The 14,474-nt window shown below is 73.0% G+C and carries 11 protein-coding genes and 1 pseudogene; 4 read left to right on the top strand and 8 right to left on the bottom strand.

The window, feature by feature from the left end; genetic code table 11:
- Nucleotides 1-85: 85 nt before the first annotated feature.
- Nucleotides 86-1,006 (top strand): LysR family transcriptional regulator, encoded by a 921-nt coding sequence (locus KGS77_RS18350; RefSeq protein ID WP_242583225.1) that lies wholly within the window; start codon nt 86-88, stop codon nt 1,004-1,006.
- Nucleotides 1,007-1,110: 104 nt separating this feature from the next.
- On the opposite strand, the gene KGS77_RS18345 is transcribed toward KGS77_RS18350, so the two are convergent.
- The 3 genes from KGS77_RS18345 to purD all read right to left on the bottom strand — a co-directional run bounded on the left by KGS77_RS18345 (nt 1,111) and on the right by purD (nt 6,873).
- Nucleotides 1,111-2,589: a N,N-dimethylformamidase beta subunit family domain-containing protein gene (locus tag KGS77_RS18345; RefSeq protein ID WP_242583222.1), complete on the bottom strand. Its 1,479-nt coding sequence runs from the start codon at nt 2,587-2,589 to the stop codon at nt 1,111-1,113.
- A 303-nt stretch (nt 2,590-2,892) separates the two neighbouring features.
- On the bottom strand, nt 2,893-5,163 hold the full coding sequence (locus KGS77_RS18340) for a hypothetical protein (protein WP_242583219.1): 2,271 nt from the start codon (nt 5,161-5,163) through the stop codon (nt 2,893-2,895).
- Between the two features lie 399 nt (nt 5,164-5,562).
- Nucleotides 5,563-6,873, bottom strand: a complete 1,311-nt coding sequence (gene purD / locus KGS77_RS18335; protein WP_242583215.1) for a phosphoribosylamine--glycine ligase — start codon at nt 6,871-6,873, stop codon at nt 5,563-5,565.
- Nucleotides 6,874-7,343: 470 nt separating this feature from the next.
- Here purD and KGS77_RS18330 point away from each other — a divergent pair.
- Nucleotides 7,344-8,110 (top strand): annotated as a pseudogene (locus tag KGS77_RS18330) (SLATT domain-containing protein).
- 73 nt (nt 8,111-8,183) lie between these two features.
- On the opposite strand, the gene KGS77_RS18325 reads toward KGS77_RS18330, so the two are convergent.
- The 5 genes from KGS77_RS18325 to KGS77_RS18305 all read right to left on the bottom strand — a co-directional run bounded on the left by KGS77_RS18325 (nt 8,184) and on the right by KGS77_RS18305 (nt 13,101).
- Entirely contained in the window at nt 8,184-8,834 is a 651-nt protein-coding gene (locus tag KGS77_RS18325; protein WP_242583212.1) for a hypothetical protein, read from the bottom strand.
- 87 nt (nt 8,835-8,921) lie between these two features.
- Nucleotides 8,922-9,599: a GntR family transcriptional regulator gene (locus KGS77_RS18320; protein ID WP_242583209.1), complete on the bottom strand. Its 678-nt coding sequence runs from the start codon at nt 9,597-9,599 to the stop codon at nt 8,922-8,924.
- A 338-nt stretch (nt 9,600-9,937) separates the two neighbouring features.
- A complete protein-coding gene (locus tag KGS77_RS18315) occupies nt 9,938-10,492 on the bottom strand; it encodes a hypothetical protein (RefSeq protein WP_242583206.1) in 555 nt (184 codons plus the stop codon).
- Between the two features lie 236 nt (nt 10,493-10,728).
- Nucleotides 10,729-12,087 carry an aspartate aminotransferase family protein gene (locus KGS77_RS18310; protein ID WP_242583203.1) on the bottom strand — a complete coding sequence of 453 codons (1,359 nt, stop codon included), beginning with the start codon at nt 12,085-12,087 and terminating at the stop codon, nt 10,729-10,731.
- 168 nt (nt 12,088-12,255) lie between these two features.
- Entirely contained in the window at nt 12,256-13,101 is an 846-nt protein-coding gene (locus tag KGS77_RS18305; protein WP_242587541.1) for a polyphosphate polymerase domain-containing protein, read from the bottom strand.
- 181 nt (nt 13,102-13,282) lie between these two features.
- Here KGS77_RS18305 and KGS77_RS18300 point away from each other — a divergent pair, with 181 nt between their 5' ends.
- Nucleotides 13,283-13,963 carry a DJ-1/PfpI family protein gene (locus KGS77_RS18300; RefSeq protein ID WP_242583200.1) on the top strand — a complete coding sequence of 227 codons (681 nt, stop codon included), beginning with the start codon at nt 13,283-13,285 and terminating at the stop codon, nt 13,961-13,963.
- Nucleotides 13,960-14,448 (top strand): MarR family transcriptional regulator, encoded by a 489-nt coding sequence (locus tag KGS77_RS18295; protein ID WP_242583198.1) that lies wholly within the window; start codon nt 13,960-13,962, stop codon nt 14,446-14,448. Before KGS77_RS18300 ends, KGS77_RS18295 begins: the two co-directional genes overlap by 4 nt.
- Nucleotides 14,449-14,474 lie beyond the last annotated feature (26 nt).

The following is a 14,474-nucleotide window of genomic DNA, read 5'->3' as shown; positions in this document are numbered from 1 at the left end:
GCCGTACGGGCGCCGGCGCCGCAGCCGTTCACAAAACGTGAACGACCCGGCGGAACCGTCGTGACCTGCACCTATCGTGGACCGTATGGATCTGCGACGGCTGTCCTCCTTCCTGGCGGTGGTCGAGGAGGAACATTTCGGCAGGGCCGCGACCCGGCTCTTCCTGTCACCGGCCGCGGTCACCCAGCACGTACAGCAACTCGAACGTGAGCTGGGCGCGCGGCTGCTGGACCGTGGTCACGGGCCGGTGCGGCCGACCGCGGCCGGGCGGCGGCTGGTCTCCCACGCCCGTACGCTGCTGGCCGCCGCGAACGCCGCCGCACAGGACGTGGCGGAGGCCGCCCTGGAAGCGTCGGCGGCACCGGCCACGGCGGCACGCGGGCTGCGGGTCGGCGTGATGGGCCACGGCTCGGCCGAGGTGACCCCGGCGGCCGTCAACGCCTTCCGCCGCGCCCGGCCCGACGTCCCGCTGCGCCTGGTCGAGTTGAACTTCACGGAACACTGCAGCGCACTGCGCGAGGACCGGGTGGACGTGGCGTTCGTACGGCCGGCGATCCAGCGGGAGGGCATCGAGGTGGACATCCTGACCACCGAGCAGCGCATCGTGGCCGTCTCGGCCCGCTCACCGCTCGCGGACGCGGCACGGGAGGGGCTGCGCGTCGCGGACATCATCGACCTGCCCTATCTGCGGCTCCCCCGGCACACGCCCCGGCCCTTCAGCGAGTACCTGTACTTCGGCGAGGGCGAACGGCGCGGCCTGGACTGTGCGATGAACCCGCACGACGTGCTGACCAGCGTCTCGGCGGGCCGCGGCGCCGGATCGGGGCTGAAGTCCTTCGCCCGCTACTACCCCTGGCCGGGCACGGTGTACGTACCGGTCCTGGACGCGCCCCACGCGCACAGCGTGCTGGCCACCCGCTCCGGGGACCCCAACCCGGAGGTACGGATCTTCCGGGCGCTGACGGTGGCGCTGGCCCGGGAGTTGGGCCCGGCCGTGGCACGCTGACCGGCGCGGGTCCCCGGAATCACTGGCGCCCGGACCGCTGGTCCCCTGCTCACCGGCCTGCGCAACGCCGACTTCAAGTACGCCGGCTTCAAGTACGCCGGGCCTCAGTCGCGTTTGCAGATCCGGTCCAGGAGGTTGGCGGTGGCGCGCTGGACACGTTCGTCGACGTGGCCGGGGCGGTCCAGGGCCGGTGACCAGGCGAAGGTCCCGGAGGAGAAAACCAGGGCGCCGCTCGGTGCCCGGTACAGCGAGGTCTCCTGGTGGCGGCGGGCGCCCTCGCTGTCCTCGTACGGGGAGTGGGCGAGCAGGATGCGGTGGGTGTGCTCGGGCAGGTTCGTACGCGGGAAGTACCGGTCGGCCTCGCCCGCGACCAGGCCCGGCAGTTCGTCGTTCTCATGGGCGCCGGTTGCGTCCCACAGCCAGTGGTCGCCGTTGCGGACGATCAGCGGTGCCGGTTCGGGCACCCGGCCCGCGTACTGGATGCCGAGCAACTGCTGCTCGGGCTCGCCCAGTTCGCGCCAGAGCGCGGCCCGGCCGGGGCCCTGGCGTTTGCGGCAGTTCAGCAGGGACGCGGCTCCCGAGGGCGACCGGGGCAGTTCGACCTGCCAGTACATGGTGTTGGCGGAGAGGAAGACCAGGGAGGTACCGCGGTCGCGGGCGTCCTCGATCGTGCGGCGCATCGGCACCGACCAGTACTCGTCGTGCCCGGGGAAGACCAGGCCCCGGTAGCGGGACGGGTCGACCCGGCCGGCGTGCAGGTCGCGGGCGTCGGCGTACGCGAGGTCGTAGCCGTAGCGCTCGGCCCAGCGGATGAAGTCGTAGGCGTGGCCGACGTGCAGGGGCAGACCGGCGCCCGCGTACGGGCGGTCGAAGGAGACGGTGGTGGCGGCGTCCTGCTCGCCGAGCAGCGCGCCTTTGTCGTCCCAGGCGTGGTAGAGGCTGGCGCCCGTGTGCCCGTCCTCCGGGTAGAGGTTGTACGCCTGCCAGGTGATGTCGGGCAGGAGCAGGAGGAGGTCGGCGGGGTGGTCGTCCCGGACGGTGAAGGGGATGTGGCTGCGGTAGCCGTCGGCGGTGGTCAGCACGGCGACGTACGCGCCCAGGCGCCAGTACTCCGGGACCTGGAGGCGCCAGGACAGCCACCAGTGGTGGCAGGAGACCGTGCGGCCGGCGGTGAGCGGCGGCGGCTGGACGATGCCGGCCAGCCGCGGACTGGTGGTGATCTTGCAGGCGCCGGTGCCGCCGTAATGGCCGATGCGGTAGATGTCGATGCTGAACGCCTGCGGCGGGTCGACGGATACGCGGAAGTCGATCGCCTCGCCCGGGGCAACCGCACCGGTCGACGCGAAGCCCTTGACCTGACGGTGTACGTCATCGGCTGTACGGGGTCCCGCGGCGGACCGCGGAGGCGGCACGAGCACCTCGCCGCGGGTGACCGACGGATCGACGTACCAGGGCACGACCCGCCCGGACTCGAAGTAGTTCTCGCTTCCCCGCAGCCAGGGCAGCGGACCTTGGCCGAACGGGTCCGAGACGGCGTGGGCCAGTGCTCCCGACTCCCAGCGCCGGATCTGTTCCGTCCCCATCTACGCTCCCCTCCCGCGTCCCCAACGACTGAGTGGGCCGCTTCTCCACTCATCTCTGTGTTCGGTTGAACAACGGTGACCTACCCCAGCACATCACATTGCGCACTCGCTCCGTCACCCTTCGTCGTGAATTAACGGACCGGTCTGCCGCAGGCCACGAACTGGAGGGAAACATTCAGCTCCGGGTTGCCCATGGGGTGTTCGGGCGGGCCCGGACCGCCCGCCGCGTCCCCGGCTTCGAACACGGGCGGTAACCGGGTCCGGCGTCCGACGGCGCCGCGGACGGTGCCGCGCGCGGTGCCTTCAGACAAGCCGGACCGGCTTTTCGGGGCGCACCCCGACCGTACTGAGCCAGCCGCGCAGCGGGTCCGCGTCGCCGTCGTCCACGAGACTGCGCACCGGCCGGCCCAGGTCCGCCCGGCGCTCGCCGCCGACGAGCAGGGCGGGGCCGTCCAGCCAGTCCAGGCCGGGGGCCGCCCCCGCGGTGTCTATGGCCGCGCAGCACACCATGGCCGTGACGTGGTCAGCGAGCAACTCCCGTCCCGTACGTGGCGGTTGCAGCGGGAAGAGCGGTACGCCGTCGTCCGGCAGCCCGTCGCCGCAGTCGGCCCCGGGACCACCGCGCGCGGACCGGCCGCGTGCTTCCTGCCGCGCCGCCCGGCGTGCCTCCCGCCGCGCCGCCTCCTCCCGCTCCTCGCGCTCCAGCTCGGCGCCGAGGCGCGCGGCGACCAGCTCGGCGGCCCGGACGTCCCGGGTCAGCCGCTCGATGACCCGGCCCAGCGTCGGCCCGCAGTCCTGCGGACCGGGGTCGGAGGCAGAGGTTCCGGGTATCCCGGGTGTCCCGGCCGACTCAGGTGCCCCGGCCATCCCCGGTGCCGGTGCCCCGAGAAGCCCGTTCGACTCGGGCAACCCGTTCACCCCGAGCGCACCGTTCACTCCAGACACCCCAGATACCTCAGACATCCCGCTTGCCCCAGACACCTCAGACATCCTGTTCGCCTCGGGCTTGCCATGCGCTCCCGGCACACCGTGCGTACGGGAACCCGCTGTCCCGCCCGCCGGTATGGGGTCCGCCGGGCGCGACGGCTCCGTACGGGCCACGGGCGCGGACGCGACCTCGACCGCGGTGGCGGCGGGCTCGGCGGTGGCGGACTCGGCCGTGGTCCCGGACTCCACCGTGGTGGCGTCGGCAGCGGTGGCGGACTCGGCCGTGGTGACCGGGGGCGCGAGCGGGGCGGCGGGCGCCGTTGCCGCCGTCGTGTGCGCGGGTTCCTCGGCCGGGGGCAGCCCGTCCAGCACCCGGTGGAGGCGGGCGGCCTCCAGACGCCACTTCCGGTCCACGACCTCCTCCGGATACTGCTGCCAGTTGACCGGCGACCAGTCCGGCCCCGGCTCGGCCGGCCCGCCGTGGAAGAGACGGGCGGCCAGGAGGGACGCGGCACGGTCGATGGCGCCCGGCTCCTCCAGGAGGTCGCAGGCGGGCCGCTCGCCCAGGCGGGAGGCGAAGCCCTCGGCGAGCCGGTCGCGGCGGGAGAGCTCGGTGAGGGCGGAGACCACCCCGGCGTCCAGCCGGGAGGGCCAGCGCCCCATCCGCCAGGCGGGCAGCGCCACCCGGGTCAGCAGGCGGTCCCAGCCGGCGTAGGCCAGTCCCACCTGTTCCTGGGCCACGATCCGCAGGCCGTAGTCGACGGCCTGGGCCCGCTCGGAGGCGGCTGCCGCGACGCCGCGCTCCATCTCCATGGCGTGGTCCCGGCAGGCCCGCAGCAGCAGCCGCGCCGTCCCGCCGACGAAGGCCGGTGCCAGGCGGCTCAGTGGCCCGCGGGCCCGGGAGGTGACCGCCACCGCGGCGTCCAGGCCGCGTACGAAGCGGCGGGCGGCGGCTATGTCGGGGTTGGCGGACGGGCCGGTGCCGGCGACCACGGGGGCGAGCAGGGCCCGCAGTTCGGCGACGCGCATCCACCACAGGAACGGCGAACCGATGACCAGAACAGGCGCCCGCGAACCCCGGCCCTCTTCGCCCCCTCCGGCACCCGCCGAGCCATCACGGCCCTCGCGGCCTCCGCGCCCTTCACCGGCCGCGCGGTCCCCGTCGGTCCCGTCGGCCCCGCGTCCTCTGCGCCTACCGGCCGCGGACGGCGCGGTGCGGGCGGGCGGCGGCCCGTGCGCGCGGTGCGTACGGTCCTCCAGCCAACTGTCGCAGTCCGGGGTCAGGGCTATCGCGGACGGCGCCGGGACATCCAAACGCTCGGCGAGATCCCGGACGAGACGGTACAGATCGGGCGCGGACTCCTCGGCGACCGGTACGGACGGGCTCAGCGCGGGCCGGGCCCGTACGACCACGGCCGTCACGAGTGCCGCCAGCAGCAGCACGATCACGGCGACGCCGCTCACCGCCCAGCGCGCCACGGCCCAGCCGCCGCCCGGCCCGCCGAGACGGCCGGTGGCGCCGCCGACGTGCAGCACCACGGCCACCGCCGCGGGCAGCAGCGCGACGGCCAGCGCCGCGCCGCGCACCCGGAGCACCTTCAGAGCGCGGGCGCGCGCCGCCAGGGCACCTGCTTCCGGTCCAGCCACCGGCCTTCACACCCCCTGCTGCCCTTGAGAACACGAATCGGGAGAGCGGGTCACCACGCCGGCGGACGCGGACGGCCGTCGGCGGCGTTGCTCGCTCCCCCACCACTGTGGCACCGGGCACTGACATCGCAATGTCGGTGAGCCACTTGCCGCACGTCCCCGCGGGAACGGCCCCGATTTCTCGGCCGTCACCGCAGGACGCTTCCCGGGAACCCTAGTTGGGGGGTACGGCTCACGTCAGCCGGATAGGGGCGCGGTCACTCGATGGAATGGCTTTGGGCAAAGCCGGGAACCCAGCCGGGGCGCACACCGTCTGCCCCGGCCGGATCATGGTCCACGCGCGCCGACAGCTCTCCCGTCAGCTCTTCCGTCAGCGCTCAGGCCGTCAGCGCTTAGCCGTCAGCTCTTATCGGCGTCCCGGGCCGCCCGCTCCGCGATGTCCCGGCGGTGGTGCGAACCATCCAGGGTGATCCGGTCGACCGCGCGGTAGGCGCGCTCCCGCGCCGTGGTGAGGTCGGCGCCCGTGGCGGTGACGGACAGCACCCGCCCGCCCGCGCTGACCACGGTCCCGCGCCCGGCGCCCGCGCCGCCTTCGTCGCCCTCGCCCTTCCCATCCCTCTCAACTGCCTTCGTCCCCGCATGCAGGACGTACGCCGCGGGCGCGTCCTGCTCCGCGACCTCCTCCAGGCCCCCGATGGGGTCGCCGGTGCGCGGGCTGTCCGGGTAGTTGTGCGAGGCGATGACGACCGTGACGGCCGCGTCCTCGCTCCAGCGCAGCGGCTGGAGATCGGCCAGGGTCCCGGTCGCGGCGGCGTGCAGCAGCCGGGAGAGCGGCGACTTCAGGCGGGCGAGGACGACCTGCGTCTCCGGGTCGCCGAAGCGCGCGTTGAACTCGATGACGCGTACGCCGCGCGAGGTGATCGCCAGGCCCGCGTACAGGAGGCCGGAGAAGGGCGTGCCGCGGCGGCGCAGTTCGTCCACCGTGGGCTGCAGAACCGTCTCGTGGACCTCGTCGACCAGCTTCGGATCGGCCCACGGCAGCGGGCTGTACGCGCCCATGCCGCCGGTGTTGGGGCCCGCGTCGCCGTCGTAGGCGCGCTTGAAGTCCTGGGCGGGCTGGAGGGGCAGGACCGTACGGCCGTCGGTGACGGCGAACAGCGAGACCTCCGGGCCGTCGAGGAACTCCTCGATGACGACCTGGCCGCAGGCGAGCGCGTGCGCGCGGGCGGTTTCGAGGTCCTCGGTGACCACGACGCCCTTGCCGGCCGCCAGCCCGTCGTCCTTGACGACGTACGGGGCCCCGAAGGCGTCCAGGGCCGCGTCGATCTCGGCGGGCGTCGCGCAGACGTACGAACGGGCCGTGGGCACCCCGGCGGCGGCCATCACGTCCTTCGCGAACGCCTTGGAGCCTTCCAGCCGCGCCGCTTCGGCGGAGGGGCCGAAGACCGGGACGCCGCGCTCGCGCACCGCGTCCGCCACCCCGGCGACCAGCGGCGCTTCGGGGCCGACGACGACCAGGTCCGCCTGGAGCCCGGTGGCCAGCTCGGCCACGGCCGCGCCGTCGAGGACGTCGACGCGGTGCAGTTCGGCCACCTCGGCGATGCCGGCGTTGCCGGGGGCGCAGTGCAGTGCGGTGACGTCGGGGTCGAGGGACAGAGAGCGGCACAGGGCGTGTTCGCGGGCGCCGCCGCCGATGACGAGGACCTTCACGCGTGCAGCCTAGTCGTCCGGCGCGGGCGGGCGCGGGCGCGGGGCCGCCCCTGCGCGCCGTACGGCCTCTCCTCTGCCCTCGCCGGCCGCCGCCCGCGGCCGGCCGACGCCTTCACGCCACTGCCGTAACGCCCCGGATGACCGCGACGCCCCGCGGCGCCCCGCGACGCCACGGTCATCCGGGAGTATGTGCGGGACGTTTACGGCGCGGGCAACTCTTTCGAGTGAGAAAGGTGTCGGGCTTATACCTGATCTGTCCCCACTTCCGGGCGGAATCCCAGCGATCTTGGGGGCGACACCCACCGTTCGGCGGTAGGAAGGTGGCGCGCACATCGACCGTCTCGTACGTAAACGACCCTATTGACCGTCTCGGCCGTCTCGACCATCTCGTCGCCCCGGCCGTCTCTCGTCGTCCCGTCGTCTCGTACGTACTGCGCGCATCGCACGTATCTGCATGAGGGAGCGCACGGGTGAGTCAGCCGGAGATGCAGCCCGAGGGCCCCCCTCGGGAGGAGGGCGGGTGGGCACGGCGCCGCGACCGTGACCGTGGCCGTCACCGGGACCAGGACGACCTGGCGGGCCGCGTCTTCCCGCTCGGGGACTGGGGCGAGCCGGCCGAGCGCCTGGACGAGCTGTACCGCTGGGCCGAGGCGGGCGCGCTGCGCGTCACCGACTGGTACCTGACCGACCGGGTGGCCAAGCGGCGGGCCGCGCGCGCCCTGCGGATCGGGACCGTGGCGGGCGTCGGCGTGGGCGGCGCGATGCCGCTGCTCCAACTGGCCGGAGCGGTGGCCGGCGGCGCGAAGTGGGGTTATCTGGCGCTGCTGACCGCCGCCGTCTGCGTCGGCTGCGACCGGTTCATCGGAGTGACGGCCGGCTGGATGCGGGACATGGCCACCGCCCAGGCGGTGCAGCGCCGCCTGGAGGCGCTGCAGTTCGAGTGGGCGTCCGAGTGCGTACGCGAGATGCTCGGCCCGACGGAGGGCACGGCGAGCGAGGCCACCGAGCGCTGCCTGGGCGTGCTGCGGCGCTTCAACGAGGACGTCGCGGAACTCGTACGGTCCGAAACGGCCGACTGGATGGCGCAGTTCCGGTCCGGACCCATGCCGTCGGTCGCCCAGGCGACGGTCTCCTTGGGGCAGCGCCCGGAGGGCGGCCCGCCACCGGGCCGCATCACGCTCCCCCGGGGACGCGCCCGAACATGCCCCGCCAGCGGCCACCGGAATCCCCGCGCTGAACCCGACCACCGGAATCCCCGCGCTGAACCCGGCCACCGGAGCCCGGCACCACCGATGCCCCTCGCGCACCACCTAACTGAACACGATCATCGAGCCCTGCCCGAGACTGCGGGTAGCCGCCGCGTGCAGTCCGAGCCAGACATGCCGTTCCCGCGCGAACGGCCCGGCCTCGGCGGGCTCCACGCTCGCCCGCTCCTCCAGGGACGTGGGCCGTACGGGCGGCGCGGGCGCGGCCGGCGGGTTGGCCGGGTCGATCCCGATGGCCGGCGCGACCAGCCCCAGATCGCGCAGCAATCCGTGTGCGGAGCCCAACGGCCCGCCGCGCTCCAGGAGTTCGTCGTTGGCGAGCGGGAAGGGGAAGTCGACGGGGACGTACGCCCCCGCGTAGTCGTAGTGCCACACCAGATGCGACTGCTGGGCCGTGGTCTCGAACATCTCCAGCAACTGTTCGTAGTCCCCGCCCAGTTCGTCCACCGGCGTCACTTCCAGGCCGCAGATCTGGAGCAGGTAGGCCCGGCGCAGGAAGTGCAGCGCGTCGTAGTCGAAGCCGGCGACCGGCGCCACGTCTCCGGACAGGCCGGGCATGTAGCTGAAGACCGGTACGGGCGGCAGGCCCGCTTCCGTCAGGGCCGCGTCGTAGGCCGCGATCTCTTCGGAGAAGGGGTTGTCGGGGCTGTGGCACAGCACGTCGACAAGGGGGACCAGCCACAGGTCACAGGCCACGAGTGCTCGCTTCCGGTCGGGGACGCCCCGTTCCGGGGCGGTGGGTGGGGCCGGTGTACGCGTCGGTACGGTCGGGACAGCGTAGTGCTAGGCGAGGTCCCCGACGAGGGTGAGGGAGTGCTCGTTGTACTCCCGCACGAGCCGCTGCGCCTCGGCCAGATCGCGGCCGACGACGGCGGCGACCAGCTCCCGGTGGCCGTGCCACAGGTGTCCGCGCAGATCGGCCCGGCGCCGCAGCAGCGGCACCGCGAACATCCACGTCTGTACGCGGACCCGGTCCAGGAAGTCCGAGATGTACGGGTTCCCTACGATGCTGCCCAGCTCGCGCCAGAACCGCAGGTCGTACCCGATCAGTACGTCCAGGTCACCGGCGCGCGCGGCACGCTCGGCCTCCTCCGCCCGGCGCCGGATGGACGCCAGCGCCTCGTCCGACAGGGCCCGCACCGCCCGCTCCGCGCTGCTGCGGAAGATCCCCTCGATGATGAGTGTGCGGGCGTCGACCATCGCCCGGAAGTCCTCGGCCGTGAAGGCGTGGACGCTGAAGCCGCGGTGCTGTTCGACGTCCAGGAGGCCCTGGGCACACAGGTCGAGCAGCGCCTCGCGTACGGGGGTCGCGGAGACCCCGTACTGCTCGGCGATCTCCTTGACCGTGAACTGGTGGCCCGACGGCAGCCGGCCGGCCAGGACCTCGTCGCGCAGCGCGTCGGCGATCTGCTGGCGCAGCGTGCTGCGACGTATGACTCCGCTGACTGTGCCGGCGGGCATCGTGTCCGTCTCCTTAGACGTCCGTCCTCATGACCGCACGGCAGGGAAGCGGCCCTCGCCACACGATAGGCGAGGGCCGCTCCGGCCCGTGCGTCGCATAGGTAACGCGCCGGGCGGGACTGCGGGAAATCTGTACGCATCGGTACGGAAGCGACAGAATCCGGTACGGAACCGGTAGCGAACCGGTACGGAAGAGACGCGCGGGGAACACGACGCGCCCCCGCCGGGTCCCGGGCGCGGGACTCGACGGGGGCGCGCGGCCACCGCTCTCAGAGAGGGTGGACCATCTGCCTCACACGCGGGGGACCATCGGCCTCACACGCGGCAGGCCGCCGGGCTCACAGGAGGCGGGAGAGGTCCGAACCCTGCGCGGTGGCACAGTTGCTGTCGGGAGACAGGGGACTTACCACGATCGAGACGATGCTGGGGTCGGAGCCCAGAACGGTGCAGAGGGGGATCTGCACCCTTTCGAGGGCGGCGGCGCTGGTGCCGACCAGGATGTCCTGCTCACCGGCGTTGTAGTCGTACGGAGCGACCCGGGCGACGGCCGCACGAGTGGCGTCCGTACGGGTGGGGACCGTACGGGCGTCGTCGCTCGGGAAGCCGGGCGGCTGCGGCGGCTGGACGGTCATGCACGCTCCCTGCGCGTCCTGCCCCGGAGCCAGGGCCCGGGCGGTCACCGTCAGCGTCAGCGCGCCGGTCCTCTTGACGCACAGCGCCACGCGCATCTGTGCGGCTTCCTGCTCGGTGCCACGGTAGAGCTCGACGCTGCGCACTTCCTGGGAGCTGCCGGTGGCCGCGGCGGGGGCCGCGACGGCGGGAACGGCCGGGACGGCCAAGGCCGTTGCCGCGACGGCGGCGACGGCGAGACGGCGTCGGGTGGAGCGATTCATGCTGCACATCCTTTTGGCGGGGACAGAACGCCATGGGCATGCCCGGGAGTGAGTGACGTACTTACGCAGCGTTGACGACTAACCCGAACGAGTGACTGTGTGTGACAGCGGGCAACGCGAGTGGGTGGCCGATACCCACTCCATATATGAGCCGATAAGCGGGTAAACGGGATGCCTGAAGCCGACTGAGCGCCTACCCCTCACACCGTGTGCGCGCCTCACACCGTGTGCACGTCTCACACCGTGTGCGCGTCCGCCGCCGACAGCGCCTCGTCCAGGACGGCCAGGCCCTCCTTCGCCTCCGCCTCGGTGATCGTGCAGGCCGGGACGGCGTGCGTCCGGTTCATGTTGACGAAGGGCCACAGGCCGCCGCGCTTGCAGGCCGCCGCGAACTCGGCCATCGGCGCGTTCGCCGCGCCCGCCGCGTTGTACGGCACCAGCGGCTCGCGGGTCTCCTTGTTCCTGACCAGTTCCAGGGCCCAGAAGACGCCCATGCCACGGACCTCGCCGACACTCGGGTGCCGCTCGGCCAGCTCGCGCAGCCCCGGCCCGAGCACCTTCTCGCCGATCTCGGCGGCGTTCTCCACGATCCGCTCCTCGGCCATCGCGTTGATCGTGGCGACGGCGGAGGCGCAGGCCAGCGGGTGACCGGAGTACGTCAGACCGCCCGGGTAGGGCCGCTGGTCGAAGGTGGCGGCGATCTCCGCGCTGATGGCGACACCGCCCATCGGTACGTAGCCGGAGTTGACGCCCTTGGCGAAGGTCAGCAGGTCGGGGGTGACGCCGAAGTGGTCGGCGGCGAACCAGCGTCCCGTACGCCCGAATCCCGCCATGACCTCGTCCAGGATGTAGACGATGCCGTAGCGGTCGCAGATCTCGCGGACGCCGGACAGGTAACCGGGCGGCGGGACCATGATCCCGGCCGTGCCGGGGACGGTCTCCAGGATGATCGCGGCGATCGTCTGCGGCCCCTCGAAGGTGATGATGTCCTCCAGGTGCCGCAGCGCGCGGGAGCACTCCTGCTCCTCGGTCCCGGCATGGAAGGCCGAGCGGTACAGGAACGGACCCCAGAAGTGGACGACCCCGGCGGAGGCGGTGTCCGAGGCCCAACGGCGCGGGTCTCCGGTGAGGTTGATCGCGGCGGCGGTGGCGCCGTGGTACGAGCGGTAGGCGGAGAGCACCTTGGGGCGGCCGGTGTGCAGCCGCGCCATCCGGACGGCGTTCTCCACCGCCTCCGCGCCGCCGTTGGTGAAGAAGATCTTGTCGAGGTCGCCGGGGGTACGCCCGGCGATCAGCCGGGCCGCCTCGGACCGTACGTCCACGGCGAAGCCCGGGGCGAGCGTGCACAGCTCGGCCGCCTGCTCCTGGATGGCGGCGACGACCTTCGGGTGCTGGTGCCCGATGTTGGTGTTGACCAGTTGGGAGGAGAAGTCCAGGTAGCGGTTGCCGTCGTAGTCCCAGAAGTACGCGCCCTCGGCGCCCGCCACGGCCAGCGGGTCGATGAGGCCCTGGGCGGACCAGGAGTGGAAGACGTGCGCGCGGTCGGCGGCGCGTACGGCCGCGCCGGCTGCCGGGTCGGGTTGCGTCGTGGTCACGGTCACTACCTCGGATCGCTCGGGCCCGCCGGGGCTCAGGGATGGCGGACGCCCCCACCCTAGGGATCACGCCCCGGCCGCCGGTACCGACAGTCTGTACGGCCCTCGCCACGACCCCGGACAGACTGTCGGCACCGAGCCCGGGCAGGCGGCCGAGGCGCGCGCCCGCTACGCCGCCGCCCGCGGGAAGGCCGTACGCACCGTCGCCCGCCAGCACGGCGAGACCAGGTCCGGCCGCAGCGCCGACAGCGCGCCGCAGTATTTGGTGAACCCCGAGGCGGATATCCCGTACTCCCGCAGCATCCGGTCCACATCGGCGTCGGCCTCCGCGTCGACCGGCGGAGCGGCTGACTCCGTCCGCCCCACCCCTCCGGCCCCTCGCTTGGTCTGTACGAGGACGAGCCCGCCGTCGGCCCGTATGGCGCGCCCGGTCGCAAGGTCCCGGCAGATCAGGCCCGCGTCACAGGTGATCCGCTGCCCGTTCCCCACGAACGTGGCCCGCTGGTACTCCGTGCACAGGGAGGGCGCCAGCTCCTCGGGCGCCGCCATGCCGTACGCGCGATGCAGTACGGAGGCGAGGAAGCGGCGCGGGCCGTGCCCCAGCGCCGCGTCCTCCGGCAGGAGTTGCTGCCGCCGCTTGACCGTCTCGCCCCGCCGCCCCCTGAGCTTGATCTCGAACTGCCGCTCGCCGGTGTCCGCGTACAGCCGCTCGCGGATCTTGAAGCGGCACCGTCGCCGCTGCCGGTCGTCGTAGAAGGACCGCAGGTCAGGGGTGTCGTAGGAGAGGGACTGGTACGCGAACCAGCGGCGGCCGTTGACACACAGGCTGCGCAGCGGCCCGCCGGGCCGGCGCGGGTCGGTCAGCCGCGCCGCGAACTCCGCGAAGACCTCGACCGGCACGAGGTAGCTGCGTTCGAAGCGGGTCAACAGCTCGGCGCGCGCCTGTAATTCGGCGAGGGTGACGGGACGCGCGGCCATGGCGGCCCGCCCGATGGCCCGTACGGCGGGAATCACGGGAGTCACTCGGTCTCCTTGCGCCGGAGGGACGGGAGGAACAGCGGAGAGGCGGGAACAGCGGGAACAGCGGGAACAGCGGGAACAGAGCGTGCTGACATGTGTACGCACGGGCAGGCCGAGAAGTTCCAAGTATTCGCAAAGCATTGACAGCACACTGCCTTTACGACAGCATGCTGTCATGACTTCCACGACACCGGCAGCAGCACCGACGCCGTCCCCCAAGGCCGTACACCTCGCCCTTTACGACACCGCCGCCGACTGGGAGTTCGGCCACGCCGCCACAGTGCTGCGCCAGGGCACGTACTTCCACACCACCCCGGGCGACGGCTTCCGCATCGCCACCGTCGCCGCCACCACCACCGGATCCGCCCCCGTGACCACGATGGGAGGCATACGCGTCCTCCCCGACCTCGCCCTGGACGCCCTGCGCCCCCAGGACAGCGCGCTGCTGATCCTCCCCGGCGCCTCCCTCTGGGACAGCGGCGAGGAACTGGCCCCCTTCGCCCGCAAGGCCCGGGAGTTCCTGGAGGCGGGCGTGCCGGTCGCGGCCATCTGCGGTGCGACGGCCGGCCTGGCTCGCGAGGGCCTGCTCGATGACCGTACGCACACCAGCGCCGTCCTGGACTACCTCGCCGCCCAGCCCGGCTACCAGGGCGCCGACCGCTACCGCGATACGGACGCCGTACGCGACCGCGGACTGATTACCGCCGGCCCGACCGAACCGGTCGCCTTCGCCCGCGAGATCTTCGCGGAGCTGGACGTGATGGAACCGCCCGTACTGGACGCCTGGTTCCGCCTGCACCGCCACTCGGACGCGACCGCGTTCCCCGTCCTGATGAACGCGACCACCGCCCGATGACCCGCACTCCACGAACACCCCGCGCGCATACGGCTCCCCCTGTCCCCGACCTGCTCAGCCGTACCGCCCTGGCCGCCTTCCGCCTCAACGGTCAGTTCCTCGCCGTCTCCGAGCAGTTGGCGCGCCCGGCCGGGCTGACCGCCGCCTGGTGGCAGGTGCTGGGCGCCGTACTGCGCACGCCGCTGCCGGTGTCCGGCATCGCGCGGGAGATGGGCATCACCCGGCAGAGCGTGCAGCGCATCGCGGACCTGCTGGTGGAACGCGGCCTGGCCGAGTACCGCCCCAACCCCGCGCACCGCCGCGCGAAACTGGTCGCGGCGACCGACGAGGGCCTGGCGGCGGTACGGCGCATCCGCCCCGCCCACAGCGACCTCGCCCGCCGCCTGAGCGAACAACTCGGCGGCCCGGAGCGGTTCGCCCAGGTCATGACGGCCCTGGAAACCCTCTCCGAAGCGATGGATGCGATGTCGACGGACAGGGTCTGAACGCCTCTCGACAGGTAGCCTCCGCG

The organism is Streptomyces sp. MST-110588 (assembly GCF_022695595.1).
Classification (GTDB): domain Bacteria; phylum Actinomycetota; class Actinomycetes; order Streptomycetales; family Streptomycetaceae; genus Streptomyces.
This window is presented reverse-complemented; position numbering and strand designations above follow the sequence as displayed.